Source organism: Vibrio sp. 10N.239.311.G01, assembly GCF_041465805.1.
Classification (GTDB): domain Bacteria; phylum Pseudomonadota; class Gammaproteobacteria; order Enterobacterales; family Vibrionaceae; genus Vibrio; species Vibrio crassostreae_C.
Window position 1 is genome coordinate 12,203 of sequence record NZ_JBFSRM010000007.1, and the last position, 20,737, is coordinate 32,939.

Here is a 20,737-nt window from a genome sequence, read left to right on the forward strand (position 1 = left end):
GCAGTTAGCTACTAGAGCAAAACCTCATTCCACTAAACGTTATTTCTCATACGTTTTGATTTCGCCTGATTTCACACGAGCAACAAACGATTGCAGTTCTTTCTTCACAACTGGCATCAAGAAGTACAGACCAAGAATGTTGAAGATAGACATCGCAAAGATAGCCGCATCAGAGAAGTCGATTACCGCACCAAATTGAATCGTGGCACCAATAACAACAAACACACAGAACATCACTTTGAAAATCAGCTCCGTTGTTTTGCCTTCACCAAATAGGTAAGTCCAAGCTTTAAGACCGTAGTACGACCAAGAGATCATGGTAGAAAACGCAAACATGATTACTGCGAGAGCGAGTGTGTATTTGAATACTTCTGCCGTTTCAGTAAACGATGCAGCAGTCAGCGTTACACCCGTTAAACCAGAGCCATCGAATGGACCTACGTTTAAACCAGCGATAGTGATAACCAATGCGGTCATTGTACAAATGATTACCGTATCAACGAACGGTTCTAATAGTGATACTAGACCTTCGGTGATTGGTTCTTTTGTTTTAACCGCTGAGTGAGCGATAGCTGCTGAACCTACACCTGCTTCGTTCGAGAATGTTGCACGTTTCAAGCCTTGAATTAGCGCACCAATAAATCCACCAACAACACCTTCACCAGTAAATGCACCTGTAAAGATTGCGCTGAACGCAGGGCCAACTTGATCAAGGTTAGAACCGATAACAATCAGAGCCATACCGATATACAGAGCAGCCATCCAAGGAACAACTTTTTCTGTTACCGATGCGATAGAAGGCATACCACCAACAATTACAGAGAAAACTAAAGAGGCAAGTACAAGGCCAGTGATCACACCGTATTCACTTGGTACATCAAATGCGTAAGTTAACATGGCGTGTGCTTGGTTAGCTTGGAACATGTTACCGCCGCCTAATGCGCCTAAAATACACATTAATGCGAAACCAATAGCGAGCACTTTACCTAGTCCGCCTAAACCTCTTTCACCCAGACCTTGGCTTAGGTAGTACATTGGACCACCCGAAACAACACCTGAAGGTAGGATAGTTCGGTATTTCACACCTAAGGTACACTCACAGAACTTAGAAGCCATACCCAGAAGGCCACACAAGATCATCCAGAATGTCGCGCCAGGGCCACCAATCGCAAGTGCAGCACCCACACCGGCAATGTTACCAAGCCCGACGGTTCCAGAAAGGGCAGTAGCTAAAGCTTGAAAATGGGAAACTTCGCCGTCTTCTATTGAGTTAGGGTCTGTGTACTTGCCTCTAATGATATCTACAGCCATACCGACTCGCTTAAATTGAACAAAGCCAAAATAAACAGTAAAGATAATCGCGGCGAGCAATAGCCAGCCAACAATGATTGGGAAGTTTGCTTCACCAAGTGGGACACTTTTAAATATTAATCCAACGAACCACCCTGTGTAGTCATTGAAAAAACCATCAACACTTTGGCTCAAGTTACTGATACTTTGACTAAATGATCCTTCTTCTGCAAATGCACTGGAACTAAACAATAATATAAACCCAAAAAATAATTCACGTATGTTTTTCATGGTTTTCCCTGTCTTTTTAATAAATTATGTTTGTTGCTGTTGTGTTTGTTTTCTATTTGATTTGTATATTTCAGCGGTATATCTACTTCATTCGACGGCAACATAAACGGCTGTAGCTAGGTCGAAAAACGAAATAAATATAAGTACTGATCTTGCTTTATATGGATATCCTTTTGGTATGTGCACCAATAAGACTATGGTATTCGGACTACCAAGTCCTACTGACAATCCTATACATAAAAATAATGCCAACAAAGAAATTTTTACAATAAATTTACAATTGTTCGGGTTTTGTCATCATTTGGGAATAAGTCGATACTTTTTATGCTGAGATAAGCATATGCAGTAGCTGCTATAGAGTCGGGTGAAGGAGAATTCAGAGTGATGGGCTGGAGGGACATAGAGGGCGCGTAGGGGATTTCGAGTATTCGATATGTTTTCGAGGTGTATAAACATTCTAAGGCTGAAAGTGTATTCGGATCTTAGGATATTAAAAAAGCCCTTTATAAGAGCTTTTTTGATGAGCGGAAAGCATGACTACTTTCCGATAGCACATAAAACTAAACGGATCGATCACTATTGCTATTGCCAACCGTGCTTTTGCTGGATTTGTGGTAGAGCTTAAGTGCCAATAACGAACCCCACAACAAAACTTGTCCCCAGAGTAATGTCCATTGAGATGCCACCTCTTGCCAAGATGCACCCATCTGATCAAGTGCTAAGAAACCTTGGATAGCCGGTGTGCTTGGGAACAGCTGTGATAATAGAACTAACCATTCGGGCATCATTTCAACTGGCCAGATAAAACCTGAAGAGAAGATCAGTGGCATTGAACTGATTAACACTACAACCGTGACTAGCTCTCTTCGTGGCACTAACTCACCAATAAAAATCCCGATCAAACAACTGGCCAGTAAGAAGGGCAGAAGTAAGGTTAAGATCTGTGTTGTTGAGGCGAGCTGGTTTATCCCATACATCGAAAAGCTAGCGCCGAAATAGTACATCGACAACAGGTAATAAATGCCGACTAAGGTACAACAGCGGGCAAGCATCAATTTCGCTGGAGAGGTCTTACTCCAGTAGCCAAATGTCGATTGAGCATTTTGGGTTGCACCAACTAAACCTGAAGCCATGGCTAAGGTTTGTTGCAGGATCAACACAAAGACGGCTGGAACTACGTAATCGATGTATCCCATGCGACTATTAAACGTTGGTTTCAGGTTCAAGCTGAATGCACTGTAGCCTTTGGCTGCCGATTCTAAAGGCACACCTTCGACTAACAAATGGCTGACCTTAACTTGCGCAGCTAACGTACCACCGGCCTTGGCAAGCCCTTCAACAATGGTTCCGTAGACCAAAAAGTAAGAAGCATCACCAGCGTAAGAAAGTGTCGGGCTCTTACCGAGCAGCAAGTCTTTATAGAAGTTTTCTGGAATGACGAGGAACCCACCAATCTCTTGGTTAAGTACGGCTTGTTTCGCATCGGCGATGGTGGAGTCTCGACGAACCAATTCGATTTGAGAGGTGGCATCCACCATACGCTCTAATTGATAGCTGCTTTGACTCTTATCCAAGTTCACAACCGAAGCTTTCAGTTGTTGAGGAACTTGGTTCGCGTAAGGCAATGGATACAAGAAGGAATAGAAGACCACACCACCAAATACCGTAAGAAGCACGACAGGGTTGCGCAATACCGCTAAGAGTTCTTGCTTGAGCAGTTGAGTAAAGCTCATCGTTTTACTCCTTGTTGTGCTGATGCTTCTGGCTGTGTTGACGGCGTTGTTTTTGCAGATATAGCTGCTTTTGTAGATGGATCTGCTTGTGCAGTTAGAGTTGATTGCGCCAAGTGTTTCTTAATTAGCAACATTACCACGAAAGCAGGAACTGCGTACCACAACATAGAAGAGAGGCTGATCAAAGACTGTGTTGCGCTCACACCATAACTAGACTGCGCCGTTTGTACTTCGATGTAATGACTCACGGGCAATAAGCTTCTCCAAATTTGAGCAGCTGTGTTCATGTCTGTTACTGGAAAGGTAATACCCATGAACGCAAAGCTTGGTGCCGTAAATGCGCCAGCGAAACTCATCGCCCTTGCTGGATCAAGTGTTAAGAAGAAAAACAAACAACCCATAATGATACAACTGATCACGGTTAGCAGTTGGGCAATAGTCAATGCCACAAAGCTGCCGTTAAATGGCCAGTCTAAGAGCACATAGAACCAAAAACTAAACGCGATACCAAACATCAAAAACAAGACAAGGTAGGGCGTTAATGTTGATGCGAGTGACTTCATAGGGGCGTTGGATAACCAAGCGTGAAGCCCACGAGCTCTAACGTTCGCCGTCAAAACCAATATCGTGCCCACCACAATCATGATCTGCCACAGTGCAGGAATAACCGCAGACACCAAGAACTGTGCATAACTGGTGTTCTTGTTGAACAGCGGCGTGATCTGGCTTTGTACCGTTACTGCTTGGCCTAATGCGGATTGCACCGTGGTATCACCGTGTGACAGCTGTTTCACGACTTCAAGTTGCGCGTTAAAAGTCCCTTGAGCCTGCAGCAAGGCAGAGTTCACCAGCTTACCGATTAAGATAAATTGGCTGTTATAGAATACAGACACTTGCGGATTCAAGCCGAGCAGAAGGTCTCGGTCGAAGTGCCTTGGTATCACAACATAACCATAGATATCACGTTCGATCATCGCTTTCGCCGCATCACTCGCAGAGCTGTATTTCTGAGTGACTTGCAGCGTTGGTGACGCATCAACAAGGCGTGTGAACTGTTGCGAGATTTGACTGTGCTCAAGGTCGACAACTGCGACCGGTAAGTCACGAGCGATCCCTTGTGAAAAAATCAGCCAGATACTGGCAGCAAGCAGCAAAGGAATCCAAGTTAGGCAAGACAACAACCATTTGTCTTTGCGGACAATCGCCCACTGCCGAAGCAAGGTATTCTTCGCTCTATGATGCTCAGTTGATTGCGAGCCTCTAGATTGCGATCCAGTATATTGAGAGTTAGCAGACATAAGTCACCTAAAGCTCAACCACTAGGCTCATGCCCATACGCAGTGTTTCGCTCGTATCGACAGGGTGCGCTTCTACTTCAAAAGTACGTAAATCGAAGCCTTGTGCTGCGTCTGTTGAGCGCCAAGTTGCGAAATCACCCATTACGGCGATGTGAGTTACTTGGAAAGTTAATGATTTATCCAGAGCCGGTAGGTACGCCTCAAACTGGCTGCCTTTCTCGAAATGCTTAAGCATGTCTTCACGAACATTGAGCACAGCCCAAGCATCCTTGGTGTCGATAACAGTCACAACAGGGAAGCCTTGTGGTGCAAGTTCTCCACTGCTCAATAGAACCTGAGAGACTTCGCCATTAAACCAGCTGTGGATCTGTGTGTCTTTTGCGTAAGCTTCAACTTCCGCTACCGCACCCGCTGCCATTAACGCTTTTTGAGTGGCGGCCACTTTGGTTTCGTCACGCGCACCTTCTTGCGCTAATTGATACATTTGGAATGCAGCGCTTTCGGTGTACTTCGCCGCTTGCCACTGTGTTTTGGCTTCATCACGCTTCTGCTCGGCAACCACACCATCGTTGTAAAGGTTGTTTACACGTTGGTAGGTTTTGTCCATCAGATCGGCAGCTGCTTTGGCTTTCAACCATTGGTCTTTAGCCGCTTGGATCTGTTGAGTACGCGCGCCATTCTCTGCTTCTTGTGCTAATGCACCAGCGGCTTTCTGACCAGCTTTTGCTTGCTCTAGCTTCGCATCAATCTCAGGGCTTAGTAGAGAGAAGATCAATTCGCCTTTTTCAACCGAATCGCCTTTGCGCACGAATATTTCATCAATTCTGCCAGGTACTTTCGATGAGATGCTGTATTGCTGCGCATCGATTTGACCTTGAAGCTTAACCGGCTGAGGTTGATAAGCTTGATAGAAACTGTATCCGACCCAGCCAATAACGCCGATACCAACTAAAGATAGAAGAAGGGGCTTAATAGGTTTCATGAATTATCCTTTTGACTGGCTAACGGTGTCTGTTTTTGAGTCGAAATCAGACGGAACAGAGGAGGTTAAGTAACTGGAGTAAGCATTCATTTCGCTGGTTAGCGCTAACAGCTTGTTGAGAGAGATTAGGTATTTGAAGCGAGCAGCAGATTGCTGGGTTTTAATGCTCGCAAGATAAAGCTCGGCATCAACCACTTCTAATGAGTTAGATAACCCTTGTGTGAAGGCTTTTTTACGAAGTAATAGGTTTTCCTGAGCTAAAGACAAGCTCGAGTTTAGGCCTTGAACCTCTTCAATGGCTTGGTTTGCTTCAAGGTAAGTCTTTTGTACCAACACGGTTAAGTCTTGCTTAGCTTGTGACTTAAGGAATTGAACCTGTGATACGGCACTGTGAGCCGCAGCGACTTTGTCGGAACGGCCAGAAGTATCAAGCAGTGGCACATTCACACCAATGCCAACCAACCAATCGGGTTTCATTTCACTGGCTAGAGAGTCATCTTCATACAGGCTGTAATCACCATAAAGGTAAACCTCTGGGTAGTATTTACCTTTCTCGGCTTTAATTAAGCTGCTTGCTTGTTTCTCTTTTGCATCAAGAATCTTAAGGCCGGGGTAGGTCATGAGTGTCTGGTCAATGAACACGTCCATATGAGGCAGGTTCTTATTGATAAACAGTTGTTCAGAGGGTTCTACACTTTCATTTTGACCAAGGATTTGGGTCAACGCCAATTGCGCAATTTTAAGATCGTTCTGAGCTTTCGTGCGCTCTACAATCGCTTTATCTAAAGAAGCATCGGCTTGTAGGCGCTCTACTCGGGCGATTTGTCCTTGCTGTTCAAGCTTGATGGCGAAATCACGATGCTGAGTTAAGCCTGCTTCAACGGCTTGACGCGTTCTCACCACGTCTTCCGCTAAGATCACCGAGAAGTAATACTTACTTAAGTCTTCGTAGCGAGCTTGTTTCTCCATCAACAGTTGGCTTTGCGCTTCTTCGCTTTTACCTTCAGCCGCATTTTGCGCAGCGGTTATTCGACCACCAGTGAAGATAGGCCACACAGCACGAATGGAAGAGCTAAAGATGTCTTGTTCGGTAATCGTTGAGGTAACGCCACCAACTAGAGGGCGCAAAATCGCGGATATAGCAGGGTTTACTCCACTCAAGCTATCTGAAAACTGTTCACCATTAATCGTCACATCACTATCAAGGTGCGTGTAGTTAGCCCCTAAGGTAATAGAAGGAAGATTGAGGCTACTTGTTGAGTTCTGAAGGTGTTGATAACGTTCAACGTTGGCTTGTTGAGCCGCAAGAGAGTTGTTGTTCTCTTGGAGAATTTGCCACGCTTCAGAAAAAGTGAGCGGAGCTGCATAGCCTGGCGAAGCCATAGTGCCGAGAAGCATACTGGCGATCGCAAGGTATCGGAATTTTGGTTTGGTCATCTGCATTAAATACCAATTAGAGTATTAACTCTAATGTTAACAGGGCGATAGTCATTTGTCTTGAATAGATTGTCTCATATGAATAGAAATTCTCATAACTCGTTAATCAAGTGTAAATAAGATTGAGTGACGTGAATATCAAAGATAAATGAAACTTAAAAAGCACGCATAAGCATGCTCTTTAAGTTCAGTATAGAAGTGTTTTTACAAAATGAAGTGGCTTATTTAAAGCTAGGACAATGGTGATCGGCGCGCCATACCAATTGTCTTGAACCTTGCATTGTTTGTAATAAATCTCTACCTGACATTTGCGGGAATGCTAACAATACCTTGAGATCGAGAGGGGAGGTACCATCTTTCTCATAGGCTCTTACGTGAGTAAAAGTCGATTGTAAGTGTTTGAACAGCATAGTCTTAGTAAGACAAATTCCAAAATTATCGCGTTTCATTGCCTTGTTTCCTTTTCAACAATGTTTATACGTTATGTTTGTTATCCTGTTTCTATTGGACGTTGCCACTGATCGATACTTCCTGCTCATCAATGTTTTATTATTGGGCGCTGATTTGATCAGGCGCCTCTTGATTGTCATGCTGGCCAGTAGTGTAAATAAGGATGTGTGAATGAGGTTAGATAGATAACCTGTTTGTTCAGCAACCGTAACGGCGAGCGTGCAACTTTTAGTTATAGATACGTCCAGCGAGTGAAGAGTTGTTGCCTTTCTGTTAACCGAAATTCCGGTTTAACGCGCAGTCTTAAAATTGCAACGTATCGCTTGGCAACAATAAACTTCTTCATATGCAACCATTATAATTGTATTTATTTTGAACAACCTAAAAAACACCTAAAAGCTTAGTGATCTAGCTCAATATTTATTCGTTTATTTTGGTTTTTAAGCTAATCCGTTCTAAAAACGAACGATTAATCGAGATAAACAACGTAAAGGATTATCAATTAACAATCTGCTCAATTATTTAGTTGAGTAGCAGTCACAAATTCACGTCCATAGAAAGGTCATGCGATTAACTTGGTGTTAACATTGATCGTCTAACATTAGGGACGGTGGAATATGAAATGGAGCAGTATCAGTTTCCGTAAAAGGTTACTGATTATCATGACGGTCACTGGCCTCGTTGAACTTTTGATTCTTGCAGCGGCTGGTTTTTATTACATCAAACAATCTCAAGAACAAGAGATGGGTTTGAAAGCGTTAGGTGTTGCTGAATTTCTATCTGAATCGCCGCTTGTCACCAGCATTATTCAAGAAAATGGAACGTTGGACCCTAATGGCGTTCCCTACGTTTTGTCTGAAGAAACCCAAGTTAAATTTCGTAACCTTACTCAGCTCATTGGCGCGGCGTTTATCGTTGTTGGAGATGATAAAGGTATCCGCCTGATTCACCCTTATGATGACAGGCTCGGTAAACCCATGCGTGGTGGCGATAACCAAAAAGCATTGGTATTGGGCGAGTCTTATGTGTCGACAGCCAAAGGATCGCTGGGTTTTTCAGTTCGTGGTAAATCCGCGGTAAAAGACACCCAAGGTACCGTTATTGGTGTGGTGTCAGTTGGTTACTTATTGGATTCGTTGCAAGATCGAATCGAACCTTACTTAGCCTTTTTGATTGTGATGGCGTTGCTGGTGGTTGCGGTCAACGCTTTGATTTCGAGTTATGTATCTCGCCGTTTTCAACGCGCTATTTTGGGCTTTGAGCCTGAAGAGATAGGCCGGTTGTATGTTGAGCTAGATGTAACCATGAGTACCGTGAAAGAGGGCATTCTGAGCATCGATAAGCATGGCATTTTACGTTCAATTAATAAGAGTGCCTGCGATATTTTATCGATAGACAGGGATAAAGCACTCAATCAACAGCGCCTTTCTGATGTATTGCCAGGCAGTGATTTAGAACAACTGCTATCAACCGGCGACACCGACCACGATGTTGAGTTGTATTTAAACAATAAGCGAATCATTGCTAACCGAAGCCCGATTATAGTGGCAGGTGAGGTGGTCGGGGCGGTATCGAGTTTCCGATTACGAGATGAAATCAACGATTTAACAGACCAGCTCTCACAAACCAAAGAATATGCTGATCTACTGCGTTCACAAACCCACGAGCATCAAAACAAGCTTAACACCATCAGTGGCTTGATTCAGATGGGCGAGCTGGACTCTGTTCAACAATTGATTGGTCAAGAAACCGCTCATTACCAGAGCTTAATTGAGTTCTTAAGAGAGACGGTGAAAGACCCTCTTATTGCAGGCATGCTTTTAGGCAAAACAGAGCGAGCTCGAGAGATTGGGTTAGAGCTTAAAGTGGAAGAGGGATCAAGGCTTGAAGCTCTGCCTAGCTGGTTAAACGCGGATGACGTTGTCACAATTCTTGGCAACCTGATTGATAACGCCTTTGACGCCACCATGACGGCGATTAAGCAAGAGGGTCAAATTGCGCCAGCGCGTCGGGTTATTGAAGTTTCAATCAGTGATTTTGGTAATGAAATTATCGTAGAAGTAGAAGACAAAGGGTGCGGTTTGCCGAAAGAGTTGGCGACCAAAGCACTCACCGAAAAAGGCGTATCGAGCAAAGCGAAGCAAAATCGTGGTGTGGGTTTGTATCTGATAAAGCAGCTGGCAGACCGATATCAAGGGCAGCTTGAAATGGTCGACAACCAAGATTTTGGCACGCGAATGACGGTTTATTTGCCAAAAGAAGAACAATAATAATTAAGCACGAAGCGATCTTGTGAAGATCATCGTGACGGAAAAAACATGGTTAAAGGAAGAACATAAATGAACGCAATCACGAGAGTCATGGTCATTGAAGATGATATTGCGATTGCAGAGCTACACCATCGTTATTTAGAACAGATGGGTGGCTTTGATGTGGTGGGGATTGCGACCACGCAGTCTGAAGCGTTAATGCAATTAGACATATTAAAGCCTGACTTGGTTTTATTGGATGTGTATCTGCCGGACGGGTGTGGGCTCGATATTCTTAATCACGTAAGAGGGAGCAATCAAGGCTGCGACGTTATCTTGATTACTGCTGCTCGGGATGTCGATACGCTGCAGCAAGCAATGCGTGGTGGGGTGGTCGATTATCTATTGAAACCAGTAATGTTCCCTCGTTTGGAAGCGGCGCTTAAAAAATATCAATCGCAGTTGCAAGAGTTTGAAAGTGTGTCTGATTTGAACCAAGGTTTGGTCGATAAGATGCTGCAAGCCAACGCCAAAGCGGACTCAGGAAAAGTGTCAACATTACCAAAAGGGATTGATGGCGTAACGTTGGATAAGATCAGAGCCATTTTTCAGCAAGCTGATGCCGTTAATATTACCGCCGATGAAGCCGGAGAACGAATTGGTGCTAGCCGAACCACCGCCAGACGCTATTTAGAATTTTTGATTACCACTGGTGAGTTAGTCGCAGACTTAAATTACGGTACCGTAGGTCGCCCGGAGCGCTGCTACAACAAAGCGCAAAGATAAACACGACACCATCAAAATGAATATAAAGCCAGTTGAATAAGCTGGTTTTACCTTTTTCTCCCTTTCCTATTGCTCACTCCACCGACCAGATACCGTTCTTTCTTGACTACACTGTTTGAGAATGCCGATTTGCTTCACCCGTGGGTTAAATGAACGGAACTATCGATTAGAATTTGTTCGAAATGAGTCAATATTTAATCGATTGCTTTCACAGTGGTTGATGTAAATCAAATAGTCATAGACAATACTGTCCCGAATAGAGGTGATAGCTTTCACCCTCGTTTACCAAACGCATTCTCAAATTTAATAGGCGCTTACTATTGATGTAATAGTTAAGACCTATTATCTATTTTCGTATGTCGCTGATACCTTTGGCGAATACTAAAAACCTTGTTTTTATAGGAAAGATGATGGTAATACCTGAAAACAGCAGCATCGTTATTTTTGGTGCGTCGGGAGATCTAACTTACCGCAAGTTAATTCCTGCTCTATACCACCTGTATGCTAGCAATCAACTACCAGAATCCTTTGCGATTCTTGGAGTGAGCCGTACTGAGTACAGCGATGAGTCTTACCGTGAGAAGCTGAAGAAGTCTCTTCAGGAAATGGAAAAAACTGAACCAGAGACGCTGAATGCATTTATTGAACATCTGCATTACCAAGCGATCAATACTTCAGATATAGACGACTATGCTCGTTTAGCACAACGTCTAGACAAGCTTGAGCAAGACTACCAATTCGAAAACCATAACACATTGTTCTACTTGGCAACCCCGCCAAGCCTATACGGTGTGATTCCAGCAAACCTTGCTGCGCATGGCCTTAACGATGAATCGAACGGCTGGCGTCGTCTGATCATCGAAAAACCATTTGGTTACGACTTAGCATCAGCTCAAGCGTTGGATGAAGAGATCCATCATCACTTCCAAGAACACCAGATCTACCGTATCGACCATTACCTTGGTAAAGAGACGGTTCAAAACCTTCTAGTGCTTCGTTTCTCAAACGCGATGTTTGAACCACTGTGGAACCGTAACTTCATTGAATACGTTGAAATCACAGGTGCTGAGTTCCTTGGCGTTGAAGAGCGTGGCGGATACTACGACGGTTCTGGCGCAGTTCGCGACATGTTCCAAAACCACCTGCTGCAAGTGCTAGCGATGGTAGGTATGGAGCCGCCTGCACAAATTAACGCTGATTCTATTCGTGATGAAGTGGTTAAAGTGCTTCAGTGTCTGAAACCATTAGAAGAAGATGATCTGCGTAAAGACTTAGTATTAGGTCAGTACACAGCATCAGATGTTCGTGGTCAGCACCTACTAGGTTACCGTGAAGAGCATGGTGTAGCGGATGATTCTCGTACCGAGACTTACATCGGCTTGAAAGCTCACATCAATAACTGGCGTTGGAATGGTGTTCCTTTCTACGTACGTACAGGTAAACGCTTACCAACACGTGTGACTGAAATCGTGATTCACTTTAAGAACACGCCACACCCAGTATTTGGTCAAGATGCACCAGAGAACAAGCTGATTATCCGCATCCAACCGGATGAAGGTATTCAGATGAGCTTTGGTTTGAAAGAGCCAGGCGCAGGCTTCAAAGCAAAAGAAGTGAAAATGAACTTCTCTTACTCTGACTTGCCTGAAACTCAGATGCTGACGGCTTATGAGCGTCTTCTTCTTGATGCACTGAACGGTGATGCGACTCTGTTTGCACGTACCGATGCGGTAGAAGCATGTTGGAAGTACGTTCAACCAATCTTAGACTTCAAGCAAGATCCTCAAGCGCTGTTTGGCTATGCTTGTGGTACTTGGGGCCCACAGGAAGCGGATGAACTTCTGCAACGTGATGGCCGCGCATGGCGTTTCCCATGCAAAAACTTAACAGACACGGATTACTGCGAACTATGATCAATCACAAGATCTTTGCAACGCCAGAATTGGTCGTTGAAAACCTAGCAAACGAAATGAAAGTGTACAGCGAGCAGGGTAAACCTGTTCACATTTCATTGTCTGGTGGCAGCACGCCAAAAATGCTTTTCAAGCTTTTAGCTCAAGCACCATACGCAGAAGGTATTCAATGGAATAACCTTCACTTTTGGTGGGGCGACGAACGTTGCGTTGCACCAGACGACGCTGAAAGCAACTTCGGTGAAGCGAATACGTTACTTTTCTCAAACGTGAACCTTCCAGCAGAGAACATCCACCGCATCCGTGGTGAAGATGAGCCTAAAGCAGAAGCAGAGCGTTTCGCAAAAGAGATGGCAGACGTAATCCCAACAGAAAACGGCACGCCAGTTTTCGATTGGATTCTGCTGGGTGTTGGCGCAGACGGCCACACAGCTTCACTATTCCCGGGTGCAACCAATTACCAAGATGAGAACCTGTCTGTACTCGCTTCTCATCCGGAGTCTGGTCAAATCCGTGTTTCTAAAACAGCGAAAGTTTTAGAAGCAGCAAAACGAATCAGCTACCTAGTACTAGGTGCAGGTAAAGTTGAGATCGTTAAAGAAATTCATACAACTCCTGCTTCAGAGCTGCCTTACCCGGCAGCGAAAATCCAGTCTAAAACTGGCGAAACAGAGTGGTTCCTAGATTCAAATGCAGCAAGTGCTATCGCATAAGTGCGACTAGCCGCAAGGAGATATAAATAATGAAAGGTGATATCGGTGTAATTGGCCTAGCAGTAATGGGTCAGAACCTTATCCTAAACATGAACGACCACGGCTTCAAAGTTGTGGCTCATAACCGTACTGCTGCTAAAGTAGACGAGTTCCTAGAAGGCCCAGCTAAAGGTACTAACATTGTTGGTGCTTACTCTCTAGAAGAGCTAGTTGAGAAGCTAGAAGCGCCACGTAAAGTGATGCTTATGGTTCGTGCTGGTGACGTTGTAGACACGTTCATCGAAAACCTAATCCCACTTCTAGACGAAGGCGACATCATCATTGATGGTGGTAACACTAACTACCCAGACACTAACCGTCGTGTAGCGCATTGTCGTGAGAAAGGCATCCACTTCATCGGTACTGGTGTATCTGGTGGTGAAGAAGGTGCTCGTTTCGGTCCTTCAATCATGCCAGGTGGTGCGGCTGAAGCTTGGGAAGCGGTTAAGCCAATCTTCCAAGGTATCTCGGCAAAAACTGACGCTGGTGAGCCTTGCTGTGACTGGGTTGGTAACGACGGTGCTGGTCACTTCGTTAAGATGGTACACAACGGCATCGAATACGGTGACATGCAGCTTATCACTGAAGCATACCAGTTCATGAAAGATGGCCTAGGTATGTCTGCTGACGAGATGCAAGCAGTATTCGCTGACTGGAACAAGACTGAGCTAGACAGCTACCTAGTTGAAATCACTGCTGACATCCTTGGCTACAAAGATGAAGACGGTGAAGCGCTAGTTGAGAAGATCCTAGACACTGCAGGCCAAAAAGGTACGGGTAAGTGGACTGGTATCAACGCACTAGACCTAGGTATCCCACTAACACTGATCTCTGAGTCTGTATTCTCTCGTTGCCTGTCTGCTCTTAAAGACCAACGTGTTGAAGCTGAAGCTTTGTTTGAGAAGACAATCACTCCAGTTGAAGGCGACAAGCAAGAGTGGGTTGATGCACTACGTCAAGCTCTACTGGCTTCTAAGATCATCTCTTACGCTCAAGGTTTCATGCTAATGCGTGAAGCGTCGAACGAAAACGGCTGGGACCTAAACTACGGTAACGTAGCGCTAATGTGGCGTGGTGGTTGTATCATCCGTTCTGCATTCCTAGGCAACATACGTGATGCGTACGAAGCAAACCCAGACATCGCGTTCCTAGGTTCTGACGAGTACTTCAAAAACATCCTACAAGGCAGCCTAGTGGCATGGCGTAAAGTAGCAGCGAAATCTCTAGAGTCTGGTATCCCAATGCCATGTACGATTTCTGCGCTATCTTTCCTAGACGGTTACACAACTGCACGTCTACCAGCGAACCTGCTTCAAGCTCAACGTGACTACTTCGGTGCTCACACTTACGAGCGTACTGACCGTCCACGTGGTGAATTCTTCCACACAAACTGGACTGGTACAGGCGGCGATACTGCTTCTACAACTTACGACGTATAATCGTTAGTTAGAATCAGTTAAGAACCTTGTTGTTCTTATTAGCTGTAAACTAGAAAACAAAAGGATGCCAACTGGCATCCTTTTTTGTTGGTTTGCGTATTTTTAGATGGTCACTTCAAACACACAACTAATTATCGCTTAGGCGGTCATGATATGTGGTTGTACATCGTCGTTGTATTGATCTCGAATGGCCATAAAGCTGTCTAGGTTTTGTTTAGGCGCTTCAACCCACTCTGGGTCAAACATTGAACCAGTGTTTGCTTCTATATAGGCCATCACCTCATTCAGTGACCAAGCGTGTTTATAGGCTCTTTTACTCATTAACGCATCGAATACGTCTGCCAGTTAATAGCGTATGCGCTATTGCTTAACTAAAGTGTTGTTAATGATGATCTGGACGTTAAATAACCATTTTAAAATTAATTTCAAAGATAAATAGGATAACGAGTATGCTTTATGCCATCATAAAGGCATAAATAAGGGCAATGGATGTAATGCCCAAGTGATTGAGCTAGAAATGGTCAGTGATGACGGTGTTCTAGAGTAAATTCAAGGCCTTTAGTTGCCTTGAAAAAGGTAATGTTATGACTGAAGAAGAAAGAATCGAACTGCAACAAAATAACCCGCTACACGGCTTAAAGCTTGAAACCATGATCACTGAATTAGTGGATCACTATGGTTGGGAAATTTTAGATGCGGCAATGCGTATGAACTGCTTTAACACTAAGCCTACAGTGGCAAGCGCAGTTAAATACCTGAAGAAAACCGAATGGGCTCGTGAGAAGGTTGAAAACTTCTACCTTTACCGTTTCAAGCGCATGCCTAAAGCATCGGACATCGAATATCAGATGCCTCCGCGTTCACGTACATTCCGCCATGGGCTAGAGCCTCGTGAGCCAATGGAACTAACGGTTGAGTCTATCCACGCTTCTCAAGCTAAAGCTGCGTCTGCATTTAAAGAGCGCCGCGGCGGTAACGGTCGTAACTTCCGTCGTTAATAAGAAGGCGTCGCTAGAAAGAACCGTCGCTAAATAAGGCGTCGGCGATTAGCACGGCTAATTAGATAAGCGAAAAACACAAAAGGAGCCTATGAGCTCCTTTTTTAATTCGTTCGATTAAACCGTAATTGGCTAAGCTTCGCGGTTCTTTCTTTGATTCTTCCAAAGATCGGTGACATAAACGATCGCACTGACCAGTAAGAATAGCGCTGACACAGAAAACAGAGCGGGCATTTTTAAGATCCACGCGAATGTGACAGCAAGAAAAGCGACAAAGCAAATGAGTCGACTTGATGACATGACATGACCGAGTTTAGTGTTCATAACGCCTCCTAATGAAGTCTCACTTTCGACAGGAGAATTATCCTACCTTTGGCAAAATAAAGGCTAAAAAACAGTCTAAATTGTTATCAAATTTGCTAATTGAAGGACTCGTCTCACACATTTTGGCTTGGCTATTTTATAAGTAATAAAATAGCCAAATCGGTATGAGCAGGGTGGAGTCTTTTGGCTTTATCTTTTCAGTTGCAAGTCTTATTAAACCGAACGTCTAATTAGCATAGAAAAAGTAAGCGGTGATCAAAAAGCTCGCGATGATCACTGTGGTTCGAACATAGTGTTGAGGGATGCGGCGAGAGATTTTTGCTGAATAATAACCACCAACCAATGTACCCAATAATACAGCCATGCCAGACGGCCAATCAATCGAACCATTGACGATAAAAAATACGATCGCTGCGAGGGAAGCACACGCGGACACGAGCAGTTTGATGCCATTCATCACGTTGATGTTGGTGTAACCAGCCAGCGCCAAGTAGCTCAATGTCACAATGCCTAAGCCTGCATTAAAATAACCACCATAAACACACACGATCAAAAGCAATACAGCGGAAAAGAACGCCCCTGCGCTGGTGGCGTGCTTATGTTTAGCGGTTACTTTCTTTAGCCATTTGTTGAGAGTGCCACCAAAGGTAAAAAGCAGAGCGGCGAACAGTAATAACCAAGGTACGGATTGGGTAAATAGCGCTTCTGGCGTGTGTAGTAGTAAAAATGCACCAATGCCGCCGCCAATTACGCATAGCCCAACAACGAGCTTGAGTTGTTTGGTACCAGATTGAATTTCGTGGCGCAGTGCGTAAGCACCACTGATGTAACCAGCGCATGAAGCAAAGGTGTTGGTCGCGTTGGCTGCTATTGGTGGAACGCCAGCAAATAACAAAGCAGGGAAAGTGATGAAGCTGCCGCCACCCGCAATGGAGTTAAGCACACCGCCAACCACCCCTGATAAGAATAGAATCAACCAATCCATAGTTTTAGAATCCAATACGTTAACTAACTGGTTACCTTACTTGAATTTGTTATGAATATCAGCGCCATGTGTGTTGTAAAGATAGGTTTGTGAGTTTGCTACCATCTTTAACCGCTGGTTTTAATTGAGGCTTTAAATGAAAAAAGGAGCCAATGGCTCCTTTCGTTGAGGTTTAGTTGATTCGATAAAGCTTTACACTTCTACTGGCTTCGCTCTAAAACTCTTAAATAGTTTCACTAGAATCGGGCTAGACAGCACCAATACCGCCAGAATAGTGAAGGTCATCGTAATAGGGCGTTCCCATAAGAAGTTCAACTCACCATCGCTGATCATCAATGCTCGTCTTAAGTTCTCTTCCATCAAGCCGCCCAATATGAAGCCTAACAGTAATGGTGCCAATGGGAAGTTGGCTAGCCTTAATGCTATCGCAGCCATCGCTACCAGTAGCATCACAAATATGTCCATCGTGTTGAATGACACCAAGTACACGCCAGTGATTGAGAAGAAGATAATCATTGGCAGTAGAACCGTTCTAGGTACCGCTAGCAGTTTAGAAATATAAGGGATTAAAGGCAGGTTCAAGATAACCAGTACGATGTTGCCAAAGTACATAGAGATGATCACTGACCAAAATACATCTGGGTGTTCAACGAACAAGCGAGGACCAGGCTGAATACCGTAGGCAATCAATGCACCAAGCATAATCGCAGTTGTACCAGAGCCCGGAATACCCAGCGTTAGTAGCGGAACGAATGAACCACTTGAAGCGGCGTTGTTTGCTGATTCAGGAGCAACAAGACCACGGATACTGCCTTTACCGAACTCTTTCTGCTTGTCTTTTGGCGCGAGGCTACGCTCCATACCGTAACTTAGGAATGCCGCAATAGTGGCACCCGCGCCCGGTAGAACACCGGTAAAGAAACCGAGAATAGAAGATCGAATTGAAACTGGTGCCACTTCTTTGAACTCTTCTTTGGTGACCTTCATGCTACCAATATCCGACATCTTTTGGCTTTCTTCCGCGCTGGTGTCTTGCTCTGGTTTTAGAATACCCATCAAGGTTTCACCCAGTGCGAATGTTGCCATCGCTAATAATAGGAAGCTAAAGCCATCCATCAGATCCGTAAGGCCAAAAGTGAACCGTTCAACGCCAACACCTTTGTCGATACCTACAGTTGATAGCATCAAACCAAGAATAGTCATCATCCACGCTTTGATTACCTGACCTGGGCCTGCAAACGCCGCTACAGCGGACAAACCTAATAGCATCAACGCAAAGTAGTCTGAAGACTGGAAGCTCAGTGACACGCTTGCTAGAGCCGGTGCGGCAATCAAAAGCATGATTGCTGAAAGCGTACCGCCTGTGAAAGAAGAGTAAGCCGCGAGAGCAAGTGCTTTACCTGCTTGGCCTTTTTGAGCCATCGGGTAGCCGTCAAACGCGGTTACTACCGTTGAAGAACAACCCGGAGCATTGATTAAGATGGATGACGTGGAGCCACCAAATACAGCGCCGTAATACACACCAGCCATCAAGATTAGGCCAGAAGAAGGGTCTAGGCCGTATGTAATAGGGATCATCAACGCGATTGCTGAAATTGGACCTAACCCCGGTAGCATACCGATGAAGGTACCCACGAAACAGCCCACAATTACCATCATGATGTTCATTGGCATCACAGCGGTAGAAAGTCCTTGTAAAATTCCGTCTAACATAATGTTATCCCTACCAAAGAGTGAAGATTAAACCAGGCTCTAGGTAGATATCTAAGCCTTGAGTTAATAAAAGAAAGAACGCGATAACGAAAGGAAACGACGCGCCAAATAAAACAGTTTTGCGGCGCTCACCCAACAGGTAAAAGCCTGCAAGTAAGAAGAAGCTGGTTGCTAAAACAAAGCCAAGATAAGTCAGCCCAACACCGTACAGTGCCATTAACACCAAGAAGCCAATCAGCAGTTTCCAGTTTAGCGGTGTTGTGTCACATGTGACTTTCTTATCCGGTTGTCCTGTTATTAGCAGGATCAACGAAAGGCCAATGCCGATAAACGTTAGCAGGATAGGTAAGGTTCTTGCTGTGAAGGGTTCGTACTCGTCACCGGGGAACAGAGGAATCAGCGTGGTTTGGTAGCCATAGCATAAACATGCAAGCATAAAGAGCATGGCTCCGATGCGATCCTTCGAAAGCAAAGATTCCTTACTCAGAAATTTGGTTGGTAAGTCCGACATATCCAACTCCATTTGGGGTGGTATAAAAAGTAAAAAAGCCGTACATGAGCGAGTCAATGAAATGTCTGGGATCACTAACCAAAGGTAAGCGAATTACGGTACTGGTTTATCAGCCACTTGCGTTTACAACGAATCGGCAAGCGTTAGTAATACGTCTACGAATAAACAAAGGAGTTTGAAGTTAACTCATGCACGGCGAAACAAGGAAAGAGTAAGAGGGCACATAGGCCCTCTATGGTTGTTGGTTATTTCAAGAAACCAAGCTCTCGCATTAGGTCGCCCATCTGTTTTTCTTGATCTTCTAGGAAGGCGTAAAAATCTTTGTCAGCTTTGTAGTTGTCGATCCAACCGTTACGGTCACGAACCACTTGCCACTCATCGGTTTTGTACATTTTGCCAAGCGCTACATTCCACTCGTCGATTTTTGCTTGGCTTATACCCGGTGCCGCAAAGAAACCACGCCAGTTAGCAAATACTGTCTCGTTGCCGTATTCAGTCAGTGTTGGGATGTTAGGCGCAGCGTCAAGACGCTTTGGAGCCGTCACAGCAAGCACTTTTACTTGGCCAGACTTAGACATCTCTAGTACTTCACCAAGGCCCGTTGAAAGCAGCTGTGTTTCGCCAGAAAGCAGTGCCGCCATCGCTTTACCGCCAGCATCGTAGGCAATGTAACGTACTTTCTTCGCATCAAAACCTTCGCCTTTGAACGCTGCCGCTACTACAAGGTGGTCCATGCTGCCACGAGCTGAACCGCCAGCAATCTTCACTTTACGTGGGTTGGTTTCGAACTCTTTAACGACGTCTTCCCAAGTGTCGTACTTAGAATCCGCAGGAGCGACGATTGCGCCGTAATCGGCAATGGTTGCTGCTACCGGAGTTAGGTCACGGAAAGATTGAGGGAAGATACCTGTTAGTGAACGAACAACGATAGGCGTTGAGTTCACCATTAGCGTGTCTTCTTGGCGTTGTGCTGTTTCGATTAGGTGAGCAATCGCTTTACCGCCACCGCCACCAGACAGGTTTTGGAAAGAGACATTTTCTACGATGTCTGATTTCACCAATACATCACCCGTACCACGAGCTGTCATATCCCAACCACCACCAGCGCCGCCAGGGATTAGGAAGTGGATTTTTTCTACGTCAGCAGCAAAAGTGTTGAAAGAAAAGGTTGCTGCGATGATAGAAGCCGCAAGAGTAGGTTTCAGTGCCTTGAACATGGTTCACGTTCCTTATGTAGGGGATCTCTTCAATGGAGAGAAACTTATGTTTTATTTCCAGCTACTAAACAGATGAGTAGGATATTGCTTAGCAGATGAAGCTAAAGTTAACGGTGTGTTAATGAAATGTCTGTAATGCGGCGATATTGAGAATAAAGAACATTGGATTAATATTGTTCATAAAGTTCACGGTAACGTGTTTTTGTCCATTTACTGTTGAATGATATCTGGATTCTAAAATCGTAGTTATTGTCTCAGAATGATTGAATTCATTGACAAAGGTTGGATTTAACTAGCGTTTTCTACTCGAGTGCATTGGTTGTTGGTCTATATTGTTAGATGTGACTACGATAACTATTTCTGCAAAAG

17 protein-coding genes and 1 pseudogene are annotated in these 20,737 nt (G+C 44.6%); 6 read left to right on the plus strand and 12 right to left on the minus strand.

What is annotated here, in order from left to right:
* Positions 1-39: 39 nt before the first annotated feature.
* The 6 genes from AB6D06_RS07450 to AB6D06_RS07475 all read right to left on the minus strand — a co-directional run bounded on the left by AB6D06_RS07450 (position 40) and on the right by AB6D06_RS07475 (position 7,480).
* On the minus strand, positions 40-1,581 hold the full coding sequence (locus AB6D06_RS07450; RefSeq protein WP_372099292.1) for an alanine/glycine:cation symporter family protein: 1,542 nt from the start codon (positions 1,579-1,581) through the stop codon (positions 40-42).
* A 560-nt stretch (positions 1,582-2,141) separates the two neighbouring features.
* Complete coding sequence (locus AB6D06_RS07455) at positions 2,142-3,314, minus strand: ABC transporter permease (protein WP_372110088.1); 1,173 nt, start codon at positions 3,312-3,314, stop codon at positions 2,142-2,144.
* Complete coding sequence (locus AB6D06_RS07460; RefSeq protein ID WP_372099289.1) at positions 3,311-4,612, minus strand: ABC transporter permease; 1,302 nt, start codon at positions 4,610-4,612, stop codon at positions 3,311-3,313. Before AB6D06_RS07460 ends, AB6D06_RS07455 begins: the two co-directional genes overlap by 4 nt.
* Positions 4,613-4,619: 7 nt before the next feature.
* Positions 4,620-5,594: an HlyD family secretion protein gene (locus AB6D06_RS07465; RefSeq protein WP_102333372.1), complete on the minus strand. Its 975-nt coding sequence runs from the start codon at positions 5,592-5,594 to the stop codon at positions 4,620-4,622.
* Positions 5,595-5,597: 3 nt separating this feature from the next.
* On the minus strand, positions 5,598-7,037 hold the full coding sequence (locus AB6D06_RS07470; protein ID WP_017063805.1) for a TolC family protein: 1,440 nt from the start codon (positions 7,035-7,037) through the stop codon (positions 5,598-5,600).
* Between the two features lie 215 nt (positions 7,038-7,252).
* Positions 7,253-7,480, minus strand: a complete 228-nt coding sequence (locus tag AB6D06_RS07475; protein ID WP_009846577.1) for a hypothetical protein — start codon at positions 7,478-7,480, stop codon at positions 7,253-7,255.
* 618 nt (positions 7,481-8,098) lie between these two features.
* Between AB6D06_RS07475 and AB6D06_RS07480 the strand changes: the two genes are divergently transcribed.
* The 5 genes from AB6D06_RS07480 (at position 8,099) to gnd (ending at position 14,620) form a co-directional block, all read left to right on the plus strand.
* A complete protein-coding gene (locus AB6D06_RS07480) occupies positions 8,099-9,751 on the plus strand; it encodes a sensor histidine kinase (protein ID WP_032546322.1) in 1,653 nt (550 codons plus the stop codon).
* A gap of 69 nt (positions 9,752-9,820) precedes the next feature.
* The gene (locus AB6D06_RS07485; protein WP_017059715.1) at positions 9,821-10,516 is read left to right on the plus strand and encodes a response regulator; all 696 of its coding nucleotides are present in this window, start codon (positions 9,821-9,823) and stop codon (positions 10,514-10,516) included.
* A 410-nt stretch (positions 10,517-10,926) separates the two neighbouring features.
* Complete coding sequence (gene zwf / locus AB6D06_RS07490) at positions 10,927-12,429, plus strand: glucose-6-phosphate dehydrogenase (RefSeq protein WP_372099301.1); 1,503 nt, start codon at positions 10,927-10,929, stop codon at positions 12,427-12,429.
* Positions 12,426-13,142: a 6-phosphogluconolactonase gene (gene pgl, locus AB6D06_RS07495; RefSeq protein ID WP_102428963.1), complete on the plus strand. Its 717-nt coding sequence runs from the start codon at positions 12,426-12,428 to the stop codon at positions 13,140-13,142. Before zwf ends, pgl begins: the two co-directional genes overlap by 4 nt.
* A gap of 29 nt (positions 13,143-13,171) precedes the next feature.
* Complete coding sequence (gene gnd / locus AB6D06_RS07500) at positions 13,172-14,620, plus strand: decarboxylating NADP(+)-dependent phosphogluconate dehydrogenase (RefSeq protein WP_017059712.1); 1,449 nt, start codon at positions 13,172-13,174, stop codon at positions 14,618-14,620.
* Between the two features lie 138 nt (positions 14,621-14,758).
* Here the strand turns inward: gnd and AB6D06_RS07505 are convergent.
* A pseudogene (locus AB6D06_RS07505) lies at positions 14,759-14,965 on the minus strand (metal-dependent phosphohydrolase); the annotation flags it as partial.
* Between the two features lie 239 nt (positions 14,966-15,204).
* On the opposite strand from AB6D06_RS07505, the gene AB6D06_RS07510 reads away from it, so the two are divergent.
* Positions 15,205-15,618 (plus strand): VF530 family DNA-binding protein, encoded by a 414-nt coding sequence (locus AB6D06_RS07510; RefSeq protein ID WP_010438513.1) that lies wholly within the window; start codon positions 15,205-15,207, stop codon positions 15,616-15,618.
* A 132-nt stretch (positions 15,619-15,750) separates the two neighbouring features.
* Here AB6D06_RS07510 and AB6D06_RS07515 read toward each other — a convergent pair whose 3' ends face one another.
* The 5 genes from AB6D06_RS07515 to AB6D06_RS07535 all read right to left on the minus strand — a co-directional run bounded on the left by AB6D06_RS07515 (position 15,751) and on the right by AB6D06_RS07535 (position 20,368).
* The gene (locus AB6D06_RS07515) at positions 15,751-15,942 is read right to left on the minus strand and encodes a hypothetical protein (protein WP_102333370.1); all 192 of its coding nucleotides are present in this window, start codon (positions 15,940-15,942) and stop codon (positions 15,751-15,753) included.
* A 226-nt stretch (positions 15,943-16,168) separates the two neighbouring features.
* The gene (locus AB6D06_RS07520; RefSeq protein WP_102333369.1) at positions 16,169-16,927 is read right to left on the minus strand and encodes a sulfite exporter TauE/SafE family protein; all 759 of its coding nucleotides are present in this window, start codon (positions 16,925-16,927) and stop codon (positions 16,169-16,171) included.
* 192 nt (positions 16,928-17,119) lie between these two features.
* Positions 17,120-18,640 carry a tripartite tricarboxylate transporter permease gene (locus AB6D06_RS07525; RefSeq protein ID WP_372099287.1) on the minus strand — a complete coding sequence of 507 codons (1,521 nt, stop codon included), beginning with the start codon at positions 18,638-18,640 and terminating at the stop codon, positions 17,120-17,122.
* A 10-nt stretch (positions 18,641-18,650) separates the two neighbouring features.
* Complete coding sequence (locus AB6D06_RS07530; protein ID WP_372099286.1) at positions 18,651-19,151, minus strand: tripartite tricarboxylate transporter TctB family protein; 501 nt, start codon at positions 19,149-19,151, stop codon at positions 18,651-18,653.
* Between the two features lie 245 nt (positions 19,152-19,396).
* Positions 19,397-20,368 (minus strand): tripartite tricarboxylate transporter substrate binding protein, encoded by a 972-nt coding sequence (locus tag AB6D06_RS07535; RefSeq protein ID WP_372099284.1) that lies wholly within the window; start codon positions 20,366-20,368, stop codon positions 19,397-19,399.
* Positions 20,369-20,737 lie beyond the last annotated feature (369 nt).

Excerpts from the sequence above, each read along its gene's own strand:
- AB6D06_RS07450 (WP_372099292.1), bottom strand. The coding sequence starts at position 1,581 with ATGAAAAACATACGTGAATTATTTTTTGGGTTTATATTATTGTTTAGT.
- AB6D06_RS07455 (WP_372110088.1), bottom strand. The coding sequence starts at position 3,314 with ATGAGCTTTACTCAACTGCTCAAGCAAGAACTCTTAGCGGTATTGCGC.
- AB6D06_RS07460 (WP_372099289.1), bottom strand. The coding sequence starts at position 4,612 with ATGTCTGCTAACTCTCAATATACTGGATCGCAATCTAGAGGCTCGCAA.
- AB6D06_RS07465 (WP_102333372.1), bottom strand. The coding sequence starts at position 5,594 with ATGAAACCTATTAAGCCCCTTCTTCTATCTTTAGTTGGTATCGGCGTT.
- AB6D06_RS07470 (WP_017063805.1), bottom strand. The coding sequence starts at position 7,037 with ATGCAGATGACCAAACCAAAATTCCGATACCTTGCGATCGCCAGTATG.
- AB6D06_RS07475 (WP_009846577.1), bottom strand. The coding sequence starts at position 7,480 with ATGAAACGCGATAATTTTGGAATTTGTCTTACTAAGACTATGCTGTTC.
- AB6D06_RS07480 (WP_032546322.1), top strand. The coding sequence starts at position 8,099 with ATGAAATGGAGCAGTATCAGTTTCCGTAAAAGGTTACTGATTATCATG.
- AB6D06_RS07485 (WP_017059715.1), top strand. The coding sequence starts at position 9,821 with ATGAACGCAATCACGAGAGTCATGGTCATTGAAGATGATATTGCGATT.
- zwf (WP_372099301.1), top strand. The coding sequence starts at position 10,927 with ATGGTAATACCTGAAAACAGCAGCATCGTTATTTTTGGTGCGTCGGGA.
- pgl (WP_102428963.1), top strand. The coding sequence starts at position 12,426 with ATGATCAATCACAAGATCTTTGCAACGCCAGAATTGGTCGTTGAAAAC.
- gnd (WP_017059712.1), top strand. The coding sequence starts at position 13,172 with ATGAAAGGTGATATCGGTGTAATTGGCCTAGCAGTAATGGGTCAGAAC.
- AB6D06_RS07510 (WP_010438513.1), top strand. The coding sequence starts at position 15,205 with ATGACTGAAGAAGAAAGAATCGAACTGCAACAAAATAACCCGCTACAC.
- AB6D06_RS07515 (WP_102333370.1), bottom strand. The coding sequence starts at position 15,942 with ATGAACACTAAACTCGGTCATGTCATGTCATCAAGTCGACTCATTTGC.
- AB6D06_RS07520 (WP_102333369.1), bottom strand. The coding sequence starts at position 16,927 with ATGGATTGGTTGATTCTATTCTTATCAGGGGTGGTTGGCGGTGTGCTT.
- AB6D06_RS07525 (WP_372099287.1), bottom strand. The coding sequence starts at position 18,640 with ATGTTAGACGGAATTTTACAAGGACTTTCTACCGCTGTGATGCCAATG.
- AB6D06_RS07530 (WP_372099286.1), bottom strand. The coding sequence starts at position 19,151 with ATGTCGGACTTACCAACCAAATTTCTGAGTAAGGAATCTTTGCTTTCG.
- AB6D06_RS07535 (WP_372099284.1), bottom strand. The coding sequence starts at position 20,368 with ATGTTCAAGGCACTGAAACCTACTCTTGCGGCTTCTATCATCGCAGCA.